This window comes from Brotocaccenecus cirricatena (genome assembly GCF_020687045.1).
Classification (GTDB): domain Bacteria; phylum Bacillota; class Clostridia; order Oscillospirales; family Oscillospiraceae; genus Vescimonas; species Vescimonas cirricatena.
Window position 1 is genome coordinate 58,898 of record NZ_JAJEPW010000007.1, and the last position, 20,687, is coordinate 79,584.

A 20,687-nucleotide genomic window follows, 5' to 3' on the forward strand; every position below is an offset into this window, starting at 1 on the left:
GAGGTGAAGTATGCAGAATTCAACAAATATGCGGATACTGGAATTACTCCGGTTTCTCTATGAGCGGACCGATGAAAACCATCCCGCCACAGTATCTGACATCATTGCCCATCTGAATGGAAAAGGAATTCAGGCAGTGCGGCAGACTGTTTACGCAGATACCAATGCGCTGATCGATGCGGGGATTGATATTGTGGTGGTTAAGAGTACCCAAAACCAATATTTTATGGGAAGTCGCCTGTTTGAGTATCCAGAACTGAAAATGCTGACAGATGCAGTAGCATCCTCGAAGATCATTTCTGCCAAGAAATCCGAGGAGCTGGTGCAGAAATTATGCCGTTTAGCCGGCACATATCAGGCAGAGCAGCTTCGGCAGCTCGCCAGCTTATCCAGTCGGGTGAAACCGGACAATGAGCAAGTCTATTACATCATTGATGCCATCCAAACGGCGATTTTGGAAAAGCGGCAGGTACAGTTCCAGTATTATGAATATACGCCCGAGAAAAAACGAGTTCTCAAGCATGGCGGTTACCTCTATAAACTGGAGCCTTATGCTTTGGAATGGAAGAATGACCACTATTACCTGATTGGCTTTTCTTACAAGCACCAGCGGATGGCCCATTTCCGAGTAGACCGCCTGTCGGGGATCAAGATACTTCCCGCCGGCTTTACACCCGATGAAGGCTTTGATGTGGCGGGCTACACCAACAAGATCGTTGATATGTTTGCTGCTGACCGCACGATTTCTGTTGAACTGCTCTGCGAGAACAAACTGATGAAAACCATCATAGACCATTATGGAGAATCTGTACCCACTCGTCCATATGACGAGGAACACTTTGCTGCAAAAATCGAAGTCGATCCAAGCAGCACCTTTTACGGCTGGGTCTTCAAATTTATGGGCGGTATTCAGATCATAGCACCCCAGAAGTGTGTGGAAGAAATGAAGCGGATCGCCCGCAGTTTTCTCTAAAACGGAGGTCAGGTGTTATGAAATTTTAACACCTGACCTCCGTTTCCTTTTTTATCCTTGTATCGAACAGATGTACTGGCTATAATATAAACAAGATGTTCGCAAACCAGCGAAACTCTATGAAGGAGGGATACCAGTGACCTTTGGAGCTTTCATCAGCACACGGCGCAAAGAGGCCAAATTAAACCTCCGGGATACCGCGAAACACCTCGGTATCTCCAATGGGTACCTGTGTGATATTGAGCAGGGGCGCCGGCCGGCGCCAGAGGAAGCGTTTGTAGAGCGTATCTCTTCTTTTCTGGAATTGGATAAGCAGGAGCATGAAATACTGCTGGATTTAGCCGCAGATTCCAGGAAGACAGTTCCGGCCGATCTACCTGACTATATCCGCCAACATGACATCGTCCGCGCAGCATTGAGAGTGGCAAAAGAAGTAGATGCTACCGATGAGGAATGGAAAGCATTTATGGAAATGTTGCAGAACCGCCAGAACTAAGGGGGGATTTTCTTGTCTGTACCAAAGTATCGATTGGACGCAATTGAAACCATTGGACGGAAGATCCTGCAAGAGTACGATCCCGCTTTGTTGGACGGACCTCCCCAGGCAGTCCCCATTGAAACTATCATAGAAACCAAGTTTGATCTAACTCTGGAATATCATTGCCTACGCAAGAACGGGAGCATCCTTGGGGAAACAATTTTCGATGAGGGCGCTGCCATTTTGTATGACCAAGATGAAAAACGCTACCGCTTGATCGCCGTCAAAGCTGGAACGATCTTAGTGGAGGAGCGGCTTTGTGTGGACAGGCTCCTCGGCAGGCTGCGGTTCACCTGCGCCCACGAACTGGGGCACTGGGTCCTGCACCAGAAGCTGTATTCTGGCACAGGCGATGTGGCTGCCTATGAAGGAAAAACATCTTTGGATGAAAGCTATGGTCTGGTCGAATGGCAGGCTGACGCCTTGGCTACTGCTCTCCTCATGCCCTTGCCGCAAATAAAAAGGAGTTTTTACCGTTTGCGCGCAGGCAGAAGCCATGAACATCTGGTTGCGGAAATGGCTCGGACCTTCCAAGTCTCCAAGCAGGCCATGCGTATTCGGTTGGAAACACGCAATCTCATATAAGTTTGGTACGGCAAGGCCCCTCCTCCTGAGAGAGGGGCGCAGCCGCTCCGCTGTTCGCAGGCTTTGTTGTATGCATTTTGTTCGCAGCTTAGCGAACAAGGAAGGAGGAGAATGGCATGAGGAAAGAAAGCGCCACTGTGCAGAAATGCAAAAGACAGATGGCGACCCTTGGATTTGACAGCCAGCTGGCCTATCATCGGGTAAAGCTGATTTTGAAAATCTACCGGGATGTGGTGTGGGTCCTCAGTGAACGGATGGAAGAACTGCATGAGTATGCCTGGGAGCTGGGTGCTCAAGACGTTGATACCGGGCTTATCTATCTACAGAGCTTCGCCCCGGATATGGATCTGCAGGAGTTTGAGGAACGGGTCTGCTGCGTGATGGAAAACCGGATGCTGGTGGATGTGATCGACCGTGCCCTTCTCCGCTTGAAACGATACCCTGACCGGGGGGAACTTTACTATGAGATCCTGACCAAACAATTTATCCACCGTTTCAACAGCACAGAAAAGGAACTGCTGGATGAGCTGAATATGGAGCGAAGCGTATTCTATGACCGGAAGCGTGAGGCAATCTTCTTATTGTCCCTCTGCCTTTTTGGTTATGCTGTGCCGGAACTTCAGGAAGAATTGGAGATGCCCCGACTTTATCCCGATTGATTCCCGATGAAAAACCGACGAAATCCCTACTCCCTTCCGACTTTGCCTCTGCTATACTCAGTACAGTGGCAGGTATGCGAAAAAATGAATAGGACCAGCTGAGAAGGGCCGGGACGCTGTAAAGTGTCTCGGCCCGCTGTATTCCTGCCGCAATATGGCGGCAGGGATCAGCCGGGGATGCAGAAATGCGTCCCCGGCTATTTTTCTGCCCGGCATTGGGAGGGCCAGCATGGGCTGGGAGGCTTATGTTGCCAAGTACCCCTGATCTCAAGATTTTGATTCGCCATCAAAATTTTGAAATTTGGAGGAAAGGCACATGGAATCCAACGGGAAGTTTACCCTTATTGTTTTTAACACCTGCACTCGGGAATATGAAGAAGTCATGGTGACTGAGGAGGTCTATCGCACTTACTGCAGAACCCGGTGGAATATCAAGGACAATGATCAGAGTTTTTTTGACCATGAGATCCAGATAAGCGGGATGATCGGCGGTCAGGATGGCGCCTATGAAAATTTCCGGGAGTTTATTGACGCCATCAACACCCCGGAACATATCGTCCTTGAACAAATGAAGAAAGAGGCCCTGTACCAAGCGATTTCAGCGTTGTCTGCTGCGGATCAAGCTTTGGTGCAGGGTTTGTTTTTTGAGGGCCAAAGCGAACTGGATTACGCAGGGGAACTTGGCATCTCTCAGCCTGCGGTCCATAAGCGGAAAGTCCGCATCCTCAAACAATTGAAAAAACTTTTGGAAAATTGAAATTGGAGGGTTATTAAAATGCCGACATCTTCCCCTATACAAGCGAGAAGGAACTGCTTCTCACTTGTTCCTTGAAAACCAAATATCCGATTGTCTGAATACTTTCCTGGCGGGGCTTTTGAAAAAAGCAAGCGACGCTGGAGGATGCGCCAAGACCACCTGTAGATGAGCGGCATGGGTTGAAAACGAAGACACCTATACATTTTTGTTCGGTTTTGTCAATCAGCTGATCACCATCTATCAACGACGGCCAAATAAGGTGCCAAGCGGGTCCATCCGTCCACAAAACAGCCTGTGGCAAGCTGTATCGCAACGATTCCGTCAGGGACAATGATACTTCCGTCCAGTCACAGCCCCCACCGAAATGGGGATCAAGCAATGAGGGCGGCCGACAGAGATCCTGCCGGGGGTGAGAGTCCCATGACGCGGTGAAGCCAGCCGCGGTTCAGATGGTCGCCCTATGGAGCTGATGCCAGTGGCACAGTCTCCTGCGCTTGGGGAAGTAGTGTCGAATACGAGCGCCAAAGAAAGACAACACGAATGTGAAGTCTTAATATCAGAAGCAATGGGGATCGCTTCTGCTCTATGCCAGCCCTTTCACTGACCGGAATGACTGCTGTATGAGTCACCATTCCAATCCTGCAAGGGATCTGGTTATCAGAGAAGCGATCCCTATTTTTGTGGTATTAAGCCAGAAAAACAGGGGGTGCAAATGATGGAAACATACCGCAAAGAGGACATCCGCCGGGGTGATATCTACTATGCAGACCTGCGGCCGGTAGTTGGCTCCGAGCAGGGCGGAATCCGTCCTGTGGTCATTCTCCAGAACAATGTGGGCAACCGGCACAGTCCCACAGTGATCGCAGCCGCGATCACCAGCCGGAAAGGTAAGCATAAACTTCCTACTCATGTGAACCTGGATGCTCCAGTCCCAGGTCTTTACCGCGACTCTATCATCCTGCTGGAACAGCTTCGCACCATCGATAAAAGCAGATTGAGGGATAAGCTTGGTTCTCTTGGAGAAGACCAAATGTGCAAGCTTGACCATGCGCTGGAAGTCAGCGTTGGGCTTCTCCCAATCTATAATACCATCTGATTTTACCCGCACTCAGGATACCGCCATTTAAAAATAGACCAGGAACGATCGGGGCCGTTCATCGGCTCCGGTGGGCGGCCCCTCCATAACAGGAGGGTGTTTTATGACTAAGATAGAACTTCAAGATAACCTTGTATTTCTTTCCGCGCTGAAGCTGCTGGAGCAGCTCACCGAAAAGGGCCTACTGACAGTGGATGAAGCGGAGAAGTCCCGCATTGAGCTGGAGCGGAAGCTCCGGCCCACTCTGCTGTTCGCCTGAACAGGCTCTATATGAGAATAGCTGATTGCCCAGTTTTCCCGCTTCTTTTTCGTTGATGTTGGTAATGGCTATTGCGGAAGGACTGTGGTAGTGTGTGTTGCTGAGAGGAGGTCAAAAAAGATATGACGGAAACAAACATAAGCATCGCAAGAGTTCCGCAGGTCACGGTGATCGACCCAAGAATCCCCGAAAAAGCAAAACTGAGGGTGGCAGCCTACGCCCGAGTCAGCAGTGACTCCGAAGACCAGGTCAACTCCTATATCGCCCAGGTAGACTTTTATACCAAGCACATCGCTGGCAAAGAGGACTGGGAGATGGTAGATATCTATGCCGATGAAGGTATCTCTGGGCTGGAAGCCAGGAATCGGGATGATTTCAACCGAATGATGGCCGATTGCAGGGAGGGAAAGATCGACCGGGTCCTCTGCAAATCGATCTCACGCTTTGCACGCAACACACAGGAATACATCCAGTTCGTGCGGGAACTACTCCGGCTGGGTATTTCGATCCACTTTGAAAAGGAGAACATCGATACCGGGAAGATGACCTCGGAACAGGTTGCCCAAATCTATGGGGCTTTCGCCCAGATGGAATCGACCAACCACTCCAGTAATATGCGCTTCAGTGTCCGTATGAGGATGGAAAAGGGGTTGTTTGTCCCATCTTCCGTCCCCTATGGCTACCGGCTGGCAGGGCGGGATCTGGAGATCATACCGGAGGAGGCTGAGGTGGTCCGCCGCATCTTCTCCGCTTATCTGAGCGGCCAGGGAAAGGATGATATCGCCAGGGAGCTGAACCAGCTCGGGGTGGATCGAGGCCGAAACCGCGAGAAGTGGCATCCCAGTACGGTGGCCTACATCCTGACCAATATCTCCTACACCGGAGATATGATCTGGCAAAAAAGCTGCGCCACAGATACGATTCCATTCCGGCAGGTTCGAAACCTTGGCCAGAAGCCCCGCTACTTTGTGGAGCACAGCCACCCGGCCATCGTAAGCTGTGCGGATTTTCAGAGGGTACAGGAACTGATGTCCTCCCGCAAGGGGCAGTTCCATGGGACGCACCGTATAAGTAAGGGCAGCCGCTATGATAAACACATCTACTGCGGGGGATGCGGCTCTCTCTGTCGCAAAAAAATCACAGGGGGAAAGACTTACTGGGTCTGCCGCCGCCACGATGGAAACAAAGCAGACTGCCCTACCCCGCAGATTCCAGAACCAGAAATTGCGGCGGCTGTCCTGCGGCTCTACCACAAGCTGAAACTTGGTCAGGAAACCGTCCTGCGGCCTGTCCTCAGCCAACTGCAGGAGCTTAGGGAACGGGAACTCCGCTCCAATCGCAAGATCAGTGATATTGACAATGAAATAGCCCGTATCTCAGAGCAGAATCTCGTCCTTGTTCGGCTGAAGTTGAAAGGGTATGTGGATTCTGCTCTCTATTTATCCCAGATGGATGAAATCGACCGTAAGCTGCGGGAGCTCAGGAAGCTGCGACGCCGTCTTCTGGAGGCAGCCGGTGAAGACCGGCAGATCCATGACACAGAGCGAATGATGGAGTATCTGGAGGATGGTCCGGAATGGCTGGATGAGGTTCCCGCGGAACTGTTTGGGGAACTGTTTGGGGAACTGATTGAGCGGATCATCATTATCAGCCCGGAACGGTTGAAGTTCCGCCTGCTGAATGGGATGGAACTGGCAGAAAACATAGAGAGGACGGTGCGATAAATGGCGTGGCAAAGAAAAATTCCTTTCGGCTATCAGGTCCAGAACGGCAGGATCAACTGCCATCCGGAGGAAGCAGAGCTTGTAAGGGCTATCTTCTCCCGCTATCTGCTGGGCGGCTCCTACAGTCAGATTGCTGACGAGATGGCCCGGCAAGGTGTGCGCTATCATCAACATACTGCCCAGTGGAACAAACACATGGTCAAGCGGATTTTGGAGAATGAACGGTATCTCGGGATGGATGGCTATCCCCAGCTGGTGACAGATGAGGAATTTCTCGCTGTCCGCCTGCGGCGGGGAGAACAGAACACCTACGCTCCATGCCCAAGCGAGATCATCCCTATACGGGACAAGGCGGTCTGCGCCCTCTGTGGAGAAAAGATGGCGCGGGATACCAAATCCCGTGGCCGCCCACGCTGGCGGTGTAAAAATCCAGAGTGCGGCGGCAGTGTATATCTTGATGACAGCATCATTTTGGAACGAGTGGTGCAGAAGCTCAAAGTGCTGGCTCATTCTCCTGAGTGTATCCGGCTTCCTAAAGCCGCCCCTGCCTCAACAGATGCCCTTCGCATCGAAAATGAACTGGCCCTCTGCTTTAACCGGGCCGATATCAACCCGGAATATATGAAAACACTGATCATGGCCGCCGCTGCCGAGCGGTATGCCGGCCTGAACGATCCAACGCCGGCCCACAGGCGGGCACTGCTGCGGCAGAAGCTGGAGCTGGAGCCGGAGAACGAAGAAACCCTGTGGGAACTTTTTGAGTCGGCAGTAACCCATGTGTGCATCGGCAAAGGCGGAGAGATCAGCCTATCCCAAAAAGATCAAAAGGAGTGTGCCTCATGAACATACAGAAAACCGCCCCCACCCCCAAACTGGTCACTATGATTCCGGCTGACCCTCAGATGACAGAACGGGATCTTCGAAAAAAGCACCTGCGAGTTGCGCCTTACTGCCGGGTATCCACTGACAAGGAGGAGCAGCTCTCCAGCTACGAGGCACAGATCGAATACTACACGGAAAAAATCGACGCCAATCCGGATTGGACAATGGTCCGCCTCTATGCGGATGAGGGCATCACCGGCACCTCGGCCAAAAAGCGCAAAGATTTCCTCCAAATGATCCGGGACTGTGAGCGTGGAAAAATCGACTTGGTCATCACCAAATCGGTGTCCCGGTTCTGCCGAAACACACTGGATGGCCTGAACTATGTCCGCCGCCTGAAACGGCACGGCGTGGGAGTCTACTTTGAGAAAGAGAATGTGAACACCCTCTTCATGGACAACGAGATGATACTCACCTTCATGATGAGCCAGGCCCAGGCGGAAAGCGAATCCCTCAGCGGCAATGTGAGGTGGGGCCACCGGAAGAACTTCAAGGATGGAAAGGTCTATTACCACTGCAAGACCTTCCTCGGCTACCGCTGGGGTGCGGACGGACAGCCGGAGATCGACCCGGAGCAGGCAGCCATTGTCCGGCGCATCTTCTCCCGGTTTCTGCTGGGACACAGCGTCCGGCAGATCACCACCGACCTGATGGCGGATGGGATCAAAACAGCCACAGGGAAAACAGTGTGGCATGACAGCGTGGTCCAGAAGATGCTTTGCAATGAAAAATATATTGGTGACGCCATTCTCCAGAAGACCTACATTGCTGACCTGTTCACCAGAGAGAAGCGGGTGAACAACGGCGAGCTTCCCAAATACTATGTCCATGACTGCCACCCGGCCATCATTGACCGGGAGACCTTCCAAAAGGTACAGGAGGAGCTGGCCCGCCGGTCCAGCTTGAAGAAAACATCCTCCAAAGCGAAGACGCAGCTCGGGAAATACTGCGGAAAGTATGTGCTCAGCGAGCTGCTGGTCTGCGGGGAGTGCGGCAGCCCTTATCGCCGGGTGATCTGGACGCAGAAAGGGGTCAAACGGGTCGTCTGGCGGTGCCAGAACCGGCTGGAGCATGGCAGGAAGATTTGTAAGCAGTCTCCCACTCTGGATGAGGGCGACATCCACGACGCCGTCATCTCCGCTATGAACGAGCTGTTCCGGATGCAGGCCGCCAAGGACGCGGTGAAAGCCGGTATTGCGGCCGTCCTTGCCGGAGAAGAACAGACGATGAGCCTGCCTGCCGTGGAGCTTCAGATCCGGAACCTGCAGGAACGACAGCTGGAGCTGTTCCAGCTGATCGTCAGTGCCGGCGCTGACTGTACCGACTATGATGAGGAGCTTCAACAGGTCAACATAGCCAAGACGAGGCTCATGGCCCAAAAAGCGGAGCTGGAAAAGGAACAGCGAGGCGCAGCGGCCTTCGAGAGCAGGCTGGCAGAACTTGACATGGCATTGGAGCAGGCCAGCGGTACCCTTACGGATTTTGATGAACTCACCGTCCGTCAGCTGGTCAGCAACATCAAGGTGTTGGACAAGGATAGCCTGCTCATCTGCTTCAAGGACGGAACAGAGATCACTCAGGCCATGCAAAGGAGGCAGGCCGCATGATCTATATCACCGGTGACACCCACGGCGGCTTCCAGCGGTTCGGAAGCAAATACTTCCCCCAGCAAACGCAGATGGGCCGAAATGACTACATGATCATCTGTGGTGATTTTGGAGGGCTGTGGGACGGCGGCCAGAAAGACCAGCATTGGCTGGACTGGCTGGCTGAGAAACCCTTCACCACCTTGTTTGTGGATGGAAACCATGAAAACTTTGATCTGCTGAATGCCCTGCCGGAAAAAGAATGGCACGGCGGCAGAGTACATGAGGTGAGGGAAAATATCCTCCACCTGATGAGAGGCCAGATATTCACCTTCAGCGGTCTCACATGGTTCACGATGGGAGGAGCCTCCTCCCACGACATTCAGGATGGCGTCCTTGATCCGGAGGACCCCGACTTCGAACAAAAGTATTGGCTGCTGCGCCGAATGCGGGGAATGTTCCGGGTCAAAGGACGCTCCTGGTGGGCGGAAGAAATGCCAAATGCCCGTGAATATGTAGAGGCACTGAAAAATCTGGAGCAGGTAAACTGGAAGGTAGACTGCATCCTGTCCCACTGCGGTCCCAGCAGTGTCGTGCGGAAAATCGACCCCTCCTATGGAAGTGACCAGCTCACCGATTTTCTGGAAACGGTCAATCAGCGGTGCCAGTTTACATACTGGTTCTTCGGGCATTACCACGACAACCGGATCATCAATGACAGATATATCCTCCAGTGGGAGCAGATTTCCGGATTAGAAATTTGAGTAAACGAGAAAATCATAACAGTGCCGCACAGAAATTGCTCTGTGCGGTACTGCTTACAACAATATAACCCCTTATAACCCCTTGAATATATAAGAGGAATGGGGTATAATAAATTTAGCAGAATGGAGGTGCGGTATGAAAGAAAAGATTCAGGAACTGGAGCGGCAGATCGCCGCCCTTCCCATCGGCTATATTTCCAAGAAGACGATCAACGGAAAGACGCGCTACTATCATCAGTGGACAGAAAATGGGAAGAAGCACAGCCAATATCTGCGGGATGGCGAACTGGAGCCGCTGCAGGAGCAAATAGAGCAGCGCAAAGTATTGCAGGCACAGCTGAAAGAGCTGCAAGCCAAGATGCCCAAAGTGCGCCAGCCCAAGTTGGACTTTGAAACCAGTGTAATTGTTGGTAAAGGATTGGCCGCCATGTCGCAGGGCGTAAAGGGCTGGGGCCTCCGTGACTGCTTCGGGCAATTGGAGGATTATCTCTACAGCAATGAAAGCGACAGGGTCTGCCTGGTTTTTGGCCTACGCAGGACCGGAAAGACTACCATGCTCCGGCAGGCCATCGCCCGAATGAGCAAAGAGGATCTCAGCCGCACGGCCTATATCAAAGCCCGCAGAAGCGATACCATGGCCATGATGAACCGGGATCTGAAAAAACTGTTCGATGCGGGCTTCCGCTATGTATTCATTGATGAGGTCACCCTGATGCGGGATTTCATCGATTCTGCGGCTCTCTTCTCCGATGTGTTTGCGGCGATGGGAATGAAGATCATCCTCTCCGGTACGGACTCCCTCGGTTTTTGGCTGGCGATGGATCAGGAGCTCTACGACCGGGCAAAGCCCATCCACACCACCTTCATCCCATACCGGGAATACAGCCGCCTGCTGGGGATCGACAGCATTGATGAATATATCCGCTATGGCGGGACGCTGCGGGCCGGTGAGCTTGCTTTTGATGATGAAGATGTCAACGCCCAGGACGCCTCCTTCCGGGATGATGAGTCCACACGGCGGTACATCGATACAGCGATCTGCAAAAACATTCAGCATTCCCTGGCCTGCTATGAGGCAGGCGGACATTTCCGCCACCTGTACTCTCTGTATGAGGCCGGTGAGCTGACCAGCGCCATCAACCGGATTATCGAGGACATGAACCACCGGTTCCTGCTCTCGGTTCTGACCGATGACTTCCAATCTCACGATCTACGGCTGACCGCCTCGAATCTTCGGAAAGAGCGTGACCCCGAAAAGCGTACCGAGATATTGGATCATATCGATACGGAATCGGTCACCCAGCGCCTGATGGAGCTGCTGGATATCCGCAACAAAGAGGAACAGTCCATCGGTATCACAGATACCCATATCCGGGAGATCAAAGAGTATCTCTCCGCATTGGAACTGATCGTAAACTGTCCCATTGAAACCGCTGACCCAGGAGCAAAGTCTGTGGAACACATCCTGTTTACCCAGCCGGGGATGCGATACTGTCAGGCACAGGCTCTTGTCCACTCGCTGATGAAGGACGAGACCTTTTCAGCTCTCAGCGAATTGGAGAAGACCCAGGCTGCGGGCAGGATCCTCGAAGAAGTACGGGGACGGATGCTGGAGGATATTGTCCTGCTGGAAACCATGAAGTCGGCTGACAGAGAACACCGGGTGTTCAAGCTGCAGTTTGCGGTCGGCGAGTTTGACATGGTGATCTATGACGAGAAGGAAAACTGCTGCGAGATTTTCGAGATCAAACACAGTGACAAACAGGTTTCCGCACAATACCGGCATTTGGCCGATCAGGAAAAATGCGATAAAACTGAGCGGCGATTTGGCCCGATCCGGGGACGCTATGTCCTGTATCGGGGTGAGGATGCCGCACTGGAAAATGGAGTGCAGTACCGGAATGTGGAACGCTATCTGAACGATCTGCCTGAGATGGATATTACCCCTGTGCAGGAAGCTGGCATTGAGCAGACCGGCCCTGTTTTATAAGCTGCGGCGCCTTCTGCACCAAAAACAAAAATATCGATTTTAACCGTCCTTTGCATGGCGAGTGTTCTTATAGCATTTGAAAGGCCGTAAGAACACTCGCTTTTTATACAGCGAGTTCACAGGGGGCGTAGTTGACGACTACGCCTTTTCTTGTATTTACGGACACTTCCGGGATCGGCAGGGGCAGCACCGTTGGAATCTCAATCGTTCCGACGCAGTTATAGTGGATGCGAAGCCGCTGCTCCCATACGCCGTCGATCTTCTCAGCATTGAACACTTCGATCTTCTCAATCAGTTCGTTCAGCATCCTGGGCGTCAGTTTTCTTGCCCTGGTGTACTTGCGGACAAGACCGATAAACATATCCGTTGTCATGGAACGGCTGCTCTGCTTCTCTATTTCGGAGCGGAGCTTTTTTATTTTCTCCGACAGTTCCTTTTGCTCGTCCTCATACCGCCGGGACATTTTTGCGAAGCGGTCATCGGAGAGCTTGCCGGAAACATTGTCCTCATAGATGCGCTCAAAAAGGCCGTCCAATTCTTCATCACGGGCAAGGAGCGTTCTTAGCTCTTTTTCCTTCAGCTTGCGGTCTGTCTGTTCCGCCTGCTGGGAATGACCGATCACAGCTTTTACAAATTCGTCCTCATAGAGGCTGGCGAATTTCGTTAAGCGCCGTATCTCTCCCAGCACTACTTCCTCCAGGAAGTCTACGCGGACATAATGGGTAGAGGTGCAGGTGCCGCGATTGCCCTTGTAGTTGGAGCAGTTGAAATACTTGATCTCCGGATTGCCCTGATTGAAGTGAAAGTGAAGGTTACTGCCGCAATCGGCGCAGACCAACAGGCCGGAAAACATATTGTGTTCTCCGTTGTTGGTGCGGCGCTTACGGATTTTTCCACGCTTCTGCTGCACCTGCTCATACACAGCACGCTCGATGATCGCCTCATGGACGTCCTGGAACACCACCCAATTCTCACGGTCATTGTCGATTCGTTTCTTATTCTTGTAGGACTTGGAATAAGTTTTGAAATTGAGAATGTCACCACAGTATTCTTGCAGGGAGAGAATTTTGGTGATGGTAGAGCTGTTCCACTTGGTAGGCGGCTGCTGTTTGCCCTTGCCGGGGCGTTTGATGCCCTTCGTGAGCCAGTAGGCCCGCGGGGTCAGGACACCATCCTTTTCAAGCTGGGTGGCGATCTGCTCTGTTCCGAAGCCCTCCAAAGTCATGCTGTAAACGCGGCGCACAACCTGGGCTGCCTCGTCATCCACGATCCAATGCTTCGGATCGTTCGGGTCCTTGATGTAACCGTAGGGCGGCTGGCCCATCGGCTCACCGGTATTGCCCTTGATCTTATTGCTGATGCGCCGCTTTTTGCTGATATCGCGGGCGTACCACTCGTTGAACAGGTTGCGGATCGGAGCAAGCTCGTTTTCGCCCTCTGCCGTGTCGATGTTATCCGAAACGGCCACCAGACGGATATCATGGTCCGGGAAAAATTCCTCTGTCAAACGTCCGACCTCAATGTAGTTGCGCCCCAGGCGCGAGAGGTCTTTGACAAAGACAGCGGCGGCTTTTCCCTGTTCCAACTGGCGGATCATTTCCACGAAGCCGGGGCGATCCATCGTCACGCCGGAAATACCGTCATCCAGGAAATGAACCAGATTTGTGTAGCCCTTTTCCTTTGCGACTTTGGCAAGCAACTTCTTTTGAGAAGAGATTTGTCAAGGGTATTTTCCTCATAAGAGAGCGCCCTGCACAAAATCATGACAGGGCGCTCTCTAAATGAAGTATTGGAATTGATAACCAATCAAGTTTGCTTTTCTTGTTAATACCCAAGCTTAGCCTTTCCGCACTAACTCAAGCGGGGATCGTTGCGCCAACCGCTGCAAATGCAGGTAAGTCGCCACAATATAAACAATCAGTTGCAGGATACCTGCCACAATAACCGCAATTGGCATTGATACGACTTCCGTTATCATATCGTTATACCCAATCGTGGCTGCACCGCTCAAACTTGTATTAAGCACTTCTGAAACGGAGGAAAACAGGCTTAGCGTCGTAGCATTCATTGTAAGGATTCCAGCAATGATCCCAGCTATTGTCGCAAGGATGATAGGTATTGCGGCTATCTCCCAGCTAAACATCACAGCGGTCCTTTTGCCGGAACCAAGCGAGAGCATCAGTCCAAGCGTCCGCCGTTGACGGTTTACAAACAGTGCAAGAAATACGAACAGAGCCGCGCCCGCTGTTGTGCAGGCAGCGAAAAGAAGCTGCTGCGCACTGCTATAGAATCCATGCAAGGTTTCAGCAATTTCGGTGTACCCGTTATCAAAGCAAAACAGAATGTTTGCCGGATATCCATGTGATTCCAGCGCATCTTGGAGCGCAGATACCTTCCCGTTCTGCAAGACGTATGTAAAGAAAACGCCATTTCGACTACTATAGCAATTTTCTGGCAGAGAAGCGTTAGGGACAAAGATGGTATTCGGAAGGAAGCGATAGTCTGCGGTATCCCATAAGTCCGACTGTCGGTAAATTCCTATAATCTGATACGTTTTCGTATCACCTGAAACCCCAATCTTTTGGGAAAAAAGCTGTGGCTGCACCTTCCATTCCGGAGCTGATAAATCGGCAAGAGGATTTGGACCCCAGTAGAACGACAAATCAATGCAGTCTCCTGTACCAAGTCCGCTTGCAATGGCAGTTGTTTCAGAAATCAGGCAGACATTAGAGCCATTTTTGTAATCGTCCGCCCCAAAACTCCGTCCTTCTGTTACGAAAGAGTCCTTTTGATGGAAACAATACATGCTTTCCAGAAGATCTGTACCAATCACACTGACAGTATGATATTGCGTATCCAATTCTTGGGCTGCGCTCCGCCATTCAATTCCCGCATTTGAGCTTAGAAAGACATCCAGACCAGTTTCCAACGGGGTCATGTATACATCAAGGTATTGGTCGTTTAGCAGTACACCCGTTTCAGAACCGTCAATTGCATAGTCTGGCTGTGTTTCTGGGTACAGTCCGTGCCAGTGTGTAACAGTCATTGCACAGGAATCTATTGCGTCAACCATGTTCTGTCCCAAAATAGACGTTTTTTCACCAGAAGAGTATTTTGCTACTGGTATGAAATCTTGTGAAGCGGTTTTCTTTTCATCTGCCGTCAAGTCATATGATATACGAGACAAATCAATATCTTCTACAGAACACCGGTGCGATTCTGCTAATGTCGTGCGCAGTTCTAGGTCTCGGTCTATATATTCCGATCCATAAACCAAGTAGCGTCGCCCAACCTGAATGTCAAGTGCGTCCAATTCTTCCCGAGAGTTACACCCTATAGTAAGGTATAGCGTGCTGCGAACAGCATAGTCTTGATGAAGTTTAATCACGTTTTCAATCGAAGCGGTAACAGATACGGACGCAATTTCAGCAAACTCAGGCAGATTTATCTCATCTACTGACGTGATACGAACTACCAAAATCGCTCGACCATATGGCGTATCAAGGCTGGGGGCATATGTGCCATCTTCATTTCCGCTGGTAACGGTCTGAATAGAGGGGCAATATGCACTGATATATTTTTGTTGGTACGCGCCTTTTATGATCCTTCCATCAGCAGCAAGCTGATCCATATATGCCCACATATCTTGACTAATTATACTTTCTTCATGATGGAGCGTCAGCCCGTTGTACTCTGTTGTCACACCCTCTGTCTCCGTTGTGGGGATGCCAATTGTCACATAGCGTTCTTCAATTTGCGCAAGCGTTGCCTTTGCAGATGAAAATACGCCTGCGCTCAGACAGATAAAAGCGGAAGCCATTCCCACCAGCAGGATAATTGCAAGCAAGCGAACTGGTTGACGAAAAAGCTGTTTCAAAGGTGTCATACAGCGTCCTCCTTGATTCTGCCGCTGTCCATACGGAATACGACATCCGCCGCTTTGGCAACCTCCAAATCATGTGTGACAACTACCACGCAACAGGTTTCCTCATGCGCCAGTTTAGAAAGCAGTTGAATAATTTGTGAGCTGTTTTCTGTGTCCAGATTTCCCGTAGGTTCATCTGCAAGAACGATTTGCGCATGAACAGCTAATGTTCTAGCAATTGCGACTCGTTGCTGTTCGCCGCCTGACAGCATGGCAGGGAGTCGCTTCCAATAACTTTCGCCCAGACCGACTTTTTCAAGAGCAATCTGTGCCTCTTTTTTTGCATCGGCATCGGAATGCCTCAGCAGCTTTAAGGGGTACATGACGTTTTCACAAACAGTCATAAGTGGAAACAAATTATAGCTTTGGTAAATCACAGACGCCTGCTTGCGGCGGTAGATATCCACGTCTATTTCCCGCAAACTCTGGCCGTTGACCATTATGTCTCCGCTCTGCGGCGTATCCAGTCCTGCCAGTAATGAAAGCAGTGTTGTCTTCCCACTTCCACTTTTGCCGACTAACGCATAAAGAGTTCCAGCACTCAAATCACACGAGACGTCTTTTACAGCCTGAACAGTTTGGTATTTTGTTTTGTATGAATAAGAAACACTTTGCACAGATAATACGGACATGCTACTCAACCTCCCGTAGTAATCGGATTCCGCTTTTTCCAGTTGCCATCAAGCAAGCTGTAATTGCCCCGACATTCATAGCAAAAAAGAGTGCTGCGGCCATGACATATTGGGTGGCAGTCTCTTGGACAAACAGAATGAGAATTGTTCCAATAGCTGCGCCAACCAAAAACATCAGACATATCTCGACGAATACCATAATGACCGTTTCAATGCGTTTTGTACCAAGAGATCGTGCAATGGCAAATTCCCGCCTTCGGATATGAATATAGAAAAAACCTGCGGCGGTGCCAATCATGACCTCTGTGCAGGCAAAAATTGGTTTTAGTCGATACAGTGTTTGCAAATTTCGATTCAAAGCATTCAGAGTTTCGCGGAGTGTTTCGTCATGAACTGTTATGGCAAATTGCTGATATCGGAGAGCTGGAGAATTATTGATTTCTTCTTGATGCCCGGATGGGTCCACATTTGCGAAGTGACGCATCAGTATTTTCCGGAATTCGTCCAGCTCATGATTATCGCGCACTGTGGCGCTCAAGCTATCCCCCGTAATCTTCCCATCCAGCTCTGTTTGTACTGCGGCAACGCAGCTGAATGGACAATAGATCGTTTGAGATTCCGACGAATACGTCCCAGCAATTTCGAGCGAAATCTGTGTGGCCGCTTCACCGGTCGCAGCAGGCGACATCTGAACCGTCAATATGACATTACCATTATTATCAGTATCTTGCGACAGTTCTTCTGCCGCTGCGGTCGAAACAAGACACGCTGCTTTATTTGAGGTAAAAATTGATTCGTCGTATCCTTCAAAATAAGTAATCGAATTTCCTGAAACGGGTGCCAATTCCGATGCGGCATCAACAGAAGTAATGCCAATCAGCTTTTGCCGACTCGAAAAACCCGTCCCTTGGCTGTAATAGACAGATGCTTTCAGGCAAACATCCTTCACATAGGAGGAAAATGCTTTTTCCTGAAGCTCCCCGCCATAAGCATATTTGTCAGAGAGAAAGTAGTTGATAATATAGTCTGTAATTTTCAGGTCATCGGTTTTCGTGCCGGTAAGATTGGATACGACGACAGTTACGGGAATCACTGCGTAGGCGCTCTCCATATCCTGTTCTTTCTGGCAAATGAAGCCATCAAAGAGAGTAAAAAATGCACAAAGGAAAGCTATCAGCAATACAATACTCACCGTCTGCCAAGCGCCGCGCTTTAAGCGCACCTTTTCGTAAAAGAAAACAATCATTTAACTGCACTCCAATAATGCAAGCAGCGGCATGGGAGAAATATTCACCCATGCCGCTGCTCAGCTGTCACTTACTTATCTGTCAAAACCGGGAAAACAGACTGGGGCAGGATGCAATGCCCATTACCGGGGCAGCTGTAATGATCCCAATAGCCAGTGGAATGTCCACACTGGACGCAATGCCGTTCATAGCGGATATAATGATAATTACCCGCATGATAATTGCTCCCCGTATACGAGTAACTGGTCATTGTATGGGACGGCGTTGATTCATAACCATCCCTGATGTCGAAAGCACTACAACCAGAAACGGAGCATTTATACACAGGATAGAGCGTCTTTAAGTGAGTTTCATCGTCAATTGGGATATACGTAGTGTCATAATGGTCAAAATACCATTGATGAGTATGTGCAGTGATAGCATCAACATGAGCTTCGGCGGCGAGAGCCTGTGTCGGAATCGCTGCGAGGATAAAAAGGGCCAGAAAAACTGCGGCCAGTGACTTGATCTTTTGCATAAACAACGCTCCTTTTTAACTGATTTTTGTCTGATGTCTTCTTGGTTCAGCACATGAGCCAGAATCCGTTGAACAGACAGGCCATGTGCTTCCTCAAATGATTTTCATGAATTTTCCTTCCTTCCATGTAACCACATCGACAGTTAAATTAACGTCAATCCTATAGATAACGTAGGACTTTTCATCTGTAAAAATCAGTTGTTTGAATTTGAGTAAGAGACTCTTGCTTCTTTATCGCTTCTCCCAACAAAGTGCTCTCAAGCTCTACTTCACGTTGCCGATCTTCGCTACTACTTCTATCCGAAATAGTTTGTCCATTTTGAATCACGTCCAATGTTGGAGGCTGATTTAGATCAATATAGTTGCTACCCTGAGCAGTACTTTCTTTTGGTTGTCTCGGGTTTGTCATAAAGCAGGCGACAACTGCCAAAACAAGTATCGCGGTCACGGTTATGATCCAAGTATGAGGCTTTCGATAAGAAAGTACAGCACGGATTCGTGTTTTCACATTCTTACTGCCGAAGGCCAGCGGGCAGGCCGCAAAAATACGCTGGTTTGCAGTGCAGGAGAGCAACGTCTGCGAATACGCAACGCGCTGAGAATCACTCATATCCTTGATAGCGTATTCGTCACATGCCAACTCAATATCTTTACAAAGGAAATAATACGCAATCCAAATCAAAGGATTGAACCAATAAAGAGAAAGAATTAAGAACGCAATGGGCTTTAGCCAATGATCGCGGCGTTTTATATGCGCACGTTCATGTGCAATTATGCTATCCAATTCCTTGCTCTTTATATGGAACGGAATATAGATGCGCGGCGCAAACAGGCCAAGAATAAATGGAGCATTCACATGCTCGCTTTGATACACGTTTGACGAGAGCCGGACAGCAGTTTTTACTTTGCTGCGGAGATGTACATAGCTTAATGCTTCAAACAGAAGCATTGCTGCCATACCAGTACACCAGACGATTCCAACATAAGGAACAGGAGCAGTGAAACCTTTAGCAGAAAGCAGGCCCTGCTCGGATGCCGAAAAGCCACTTATATCAGGAATGACACTCAAGCGACTTTCCAATGCGTTTGGCATGAGAAGCCGGATCCAAACAAAGCTCCACAATAAGGGGAACAGCCATTTTGGAGCTTTGTGGAACATGATGCGAACAAGAAGAACAGCCAGAACAAGCCATCCGGCATTGATGCTCATATTAAGCAGCTTCATAAACAATTCAGTCATCCGGATGCTCCTTCCGAAAGCGGTCAATCATCTGCTGCATCTCCTGAATTTCATCTGCCGTGAGCTGTTGGCTTTTGGTAAATGCGGTCAAAAAAGCTGGAATCGAACCGGCAAATTTCTTCTCGACCAATTCTTCAATTTCAGCTGTCTGTATCTGCTCCTTGGATACCAGCGAAGAAACGATCGTATTCTCATTCTTTATCACGCCACGCTCCGACAAACGCTTTATTACCGTGTAAGTGGTAGTAACCTTCCAGCCTAGTTGCTCTTCACAAAGTTGAGCTAAATCTCTGCTCTTGATGGGTTCATGATCCCAAAGGATCAGGCAAAAACGGTATTCGCTTTCAAAAACTTTTGGTGTACTCATTCTATCGGCCTTTCATTCTAATCTGTTAGTATTATTCTAACGGATTAGAGTTGAAAAGTCAATAGGGAAAATGTGCATTTTTATCACTTAGCGCTGGAAGTGCTTGGGCTTTTGCGGGTCTGACCGTTGCCGACGAATAACCATCTGCCGTGCCTGCCGCTCTTCTGTGTCCTCTCCAAGCAGTCTGGATACTTCCTGCTTTGCGCTGAGCAGCATAATAAGAGAAGGCTTCTTCTGCAAGGTTTCCTCCAACTGCCTTTCCGCTGCCTTTTCCTGCGCAGGACGGAGGACCTGCCGTGCTTGGTACAGCTCCACCGAATCAAAATCCGAAGCCTGTGCCTTCAGCTCTGCGTATTCAGCCAGCGCCTTATCCAACTCGGCAGAGTATCTTTGCTCCTGCGCCTCCAGCTTTTTCAGTCCAGCCTCCATGGTGGCAATATCCTTGCGGAATTCCTCTGCGCCTGCATCCTCCGCATACTCAAGTTTTTGAAAAAGAAGCGCCTTTTCGGAACGCAGTTCCTCTAAATCTTCCGTCAGCTCTGCAATGCGGACAGCCAGCGCCTTGTGGCGTTTCACATGGTATATTGGCAATGCCTTTTTCTCGGCAACCACTGTTTTGCGTTCCTTGCTCTTTTCCTTGATTTGCTGCACCAGACCGGTGTAACGCTCCAGCTCCGGCTTCCATACGGCAAGGGATTTTTGAATATGCGATTTGCCGTTGCGAATATGAGAGAGCTGATAGCAGAAGATCAGCACACGGCTGCGTAGCTTTTCCAGCCCTTCCGCAATGGCGGGGACAGTACGAGCGACCAGTGCGGCCAGCTTCTTGATTTCGGCTTTCAGCTCCCGCAGCAGCGCATTGTCCGCCCTGATCTGCCGGTTGATCTCGCAGCGGTCAGCGATGATCCCTTTCCGCTCCAGCGCCCGTGCCGTCACGCCCTCATGA

General features: G+C 50.2%; 19 protein-coding genes and 1 pseudogene. 12 read left to right on the forward strand and 8 right to left on the reverse strand.

All coding sequences use genetic code 11. The annotated features are described in order from the left end of the window. The first annotated feature begins 10 nt into the window (after positions 1-10). From LKD37_RS04000 to LKD37_RS04055, 12 genes are all read left to right on the forward strand, one after another. Entirely contained in the window at positions 11-973 is a 963-nt protein-coding gene (locus LKD37_RS04000; RefSeq protein WP_069431561.1) for a helix-turn-helix transcriptional regulator, read from the forward strand. A gap of 136 nt (positions 974-1,109) precedes the next feature. Then, positions 1,110-1,469, forward strand: a complete 360-nt coding sequence (locus LKD37_RS04005) for a helix-turn-helix domain-containing protein (RefSeq protein WP_069431562.1) — start codon at positions 1,110-1,112, stop codon at positions 1,467-1,469. A 33-nt stretch (positions 1,470-1,502) separates the two neighbouring features. Beyond that, positions 1,503-2,096 (forward strand): ImmA/IrrE family metallo-endopeptidase, encoded by a 594-nt coding sequence (locus LKD37_RS04010; protein ID WP_081338305.1) that lies wholly within the window; start codon positions 1,503-1,505, stop codon positions 2,094-2,096. A gap of 116 nt (positions 2,097-2,212) precedes the next feature. Continuing rightward, the gene (locus LKD37_RS04015; RefSeq protein WP_069431564.1) at positions 2,213-2,755 is read left to right on the forward strand and encodes a hypothetical protein; all 543 of its coding nucleotides are present in this window, start codon (positions 2,213-2,215) and stop codon (positions 2,753-2,755) included. A gap of 316 nt (positions 2,756-3,071) precedes the next feature. Then, positions 3,072-3,512 (forward strand): RNA polymerase sigma factor, encoded by a 441-nt coding sequence (locus LKD37_RS04020; protein ID WP_069431565.1) that lies wholly within the window; start codon positions 3,072-3,074, stop codon positions 3,510-3,512. A gap of 715 nt (positions 3,513-4,227) precedes the next feature. Next, positions 4,228-4,608: a type II toxin-antitoxin system PemK/MazF family toxin gene (locus LKD37_RS04025; protein ID WP_119980023.1), complete on the forward strand. Its 381-nt coding sequence runs from the start codon at positions 4,228-4,230 to the stop codon at positions 4,606-4,608. Positions 4,609-4,711: 103 nt separating this feature from the next. Beyond that, positions 4,712-4,867 (forward strand): hypothetical protein, encoded by a 156-nt coding sequence (locus tag LKD37_RS04030; protein WP_171905542.1) that lies wholly within the window; start codon positions 4,712-4,714, stop codon positions 4,865-4,867. Positions 4,868-4,989: 122 nt separating this feature from the next. Beyond that, positions 4,990-6,591, forward strand: a complete 1,602-nt coding sequence (locus LKD37_RS04035; RefSeq protein ID WP_302928013.1) for a recombinase family protein — start codon at positions 4,990-4,992, stop codon at positions 6,589-6,591. Next, the gene (locus LKD37_RS04040) at positions 6,592-7,434 is read left to right on the forward strand and encodes a recombinase family protein (RefSeq protein ID WP_069431568.1); all 843 of its coding nucleotides are present in this window, start codon (positions 6,592-6,594) and stop codon (positions 7,432-7,434) included. It abuts the gene before it with no gap. Then, the gene (locus LKD37_RS04045) at positions 7,431-9,080 is read left to right on the forward strand and encodes a recombinase family protein (protein ID WP_069431569.1); all 1,650 of its coding nucleotides are present in this window, start codon (positions 7,431-7,433) and stop codon (positions 9,078-9,080) included. Before LKD37_RS04040 ends, LKD37_RS04045 begins: the two co-directional genes overlap by 4 nt. Beyond that, positions 9,077-9,823 carry a metallophosphoesterase family protein gene (locus LKD37_RS04050; RefSeq protein ID WP_069431570.1) on the forward strand — a complete coding sequence of 249 codons (747 nt, stop codon included), beginning with the start codon at positions 9,077-9,079 and terminating at the stop codon, positions 9,821-9,823. The genes LKD37_RS04045 and LKD37_RS04050 overlap by 4 nt, the downstream gene beginning before the upstream one ends. Before the next feature lie 136 nt (positions 9,824-9,959). Beyond that, on the forward strand, positions 9,960-11,813 hold the full coding sequence (locus LKD37_RS04055; RefSeq protein WP_302928014.1) for a DUF6788 family protein: 1,854 nt from the start codon (positions 9,960-9,962) through the stop codon (positions 11,811-11,813). A 103-nt stretch (positions 11,814-11,916) separates the two neighbouring features. Here the strand turns inward: LKD37_RS04055 and LKD37_RS04060 are convergent, their stop codons facing one another. The 8 genes and pseudogenes from LKD37_RS04060 to LKD37_RS04095 all read right to left on the reverse strand — a co-directional run. Further along, on the reverse strand, positions 11,917-13,512 hold the full coding sequence (locus tag LKD37_RS04060; protein WP_302928015.1) for a recombinase family protein: 1,596 nt from the start codon (positions 13,510-13,512) through the stop codon (positions 11,917-11,919). A 138-nt stretch (positions 13,513-13,650) separates the two neighbouring features. Next, positions 13,651-15,699 (reverse strand): hypothetical protein, encoded by a 2,049-nt coding sequence (locus LKD37_RS04065; protein WP_302928016.1) that lies wholly within the window; start codon positions 15,697-15,699, stop codon positions 13,651-13,653. After that, positions 15,696-16,370, reverse strand: coding sequence for an ABC transporter ATP-binding protein (locus LKD37_RS04070; protein ID WP_118603219.1), 675 nt, complete (start codon positions 16,368-16,370; stop codon positions 15,696-15,698). The genes LKD37_RS04065 and LKD37_RS04070 overlap by 4 nt, the downstream gene beginning before the upstream one ends. 1 nt (position 16,371) lies before the next feature. Then, positions 16,372-17,616 (reverse strand): ABC transporter permease, encoded by a 1,245-nt coding sequence (locus tag LKD37_RS04075; RefSeq protein WP_240607596.1) that lies wholly within the window; start codon positions 17,614-17,616, stop codon positions 16,372-16,374. 71 nt (positions 17,617-17,687) lie between these two features. Continuing rightward, the gene (locus LKD37_RS04080) at positions 17,688-18,134 is read right to left on the reverse strand and encodes a hypothetical protein (RefSeq protein WP_178265051.1); all 447 of its coding nucleotides are present in this window, start codon (positions 18,132-18,134) and stop codon (positions 17,688-17,690) included. Positions 18,135-18,315: 181 nt separating this feature from the next. Further along, positions 18,316-19,374 carry a M56 family metallopeptidase gene (locus tag LKD37_RS04085; protein ID WP_302928017.1) on the reverse strand — a complete coding sequence of 353 codons (1,059 nt, stop codon included), beginning with the start codon at positions 19,372-19,374 and terminating at the stop codon, positions 18,316-18,318. Next, positions 19,367-19,741: a BlaI/MecI/CopY family transcriptional regulator gene (locus LKD37_RS04090; RefSeq protein ID WP_240607598.1), complete on the reverse strand. Its 375-nt coding sequence runs from the start codon at positions 19,739-19,741 to the stop codon at positions 19,367-19,369. The genes LKD37_RS04085 and LKD37_RS04090 overlap by 8 nt, the downstream gene beginning before the upstream one ends. Before the next feature lie 87 nt (positions 19,742-19,828). Beyond that, a pseudogene (locus tag LKD37_RS04095) lies at positions 19,829-20,687 on the reverse strand (MobQ family relaxase); the annotation flags it as partial.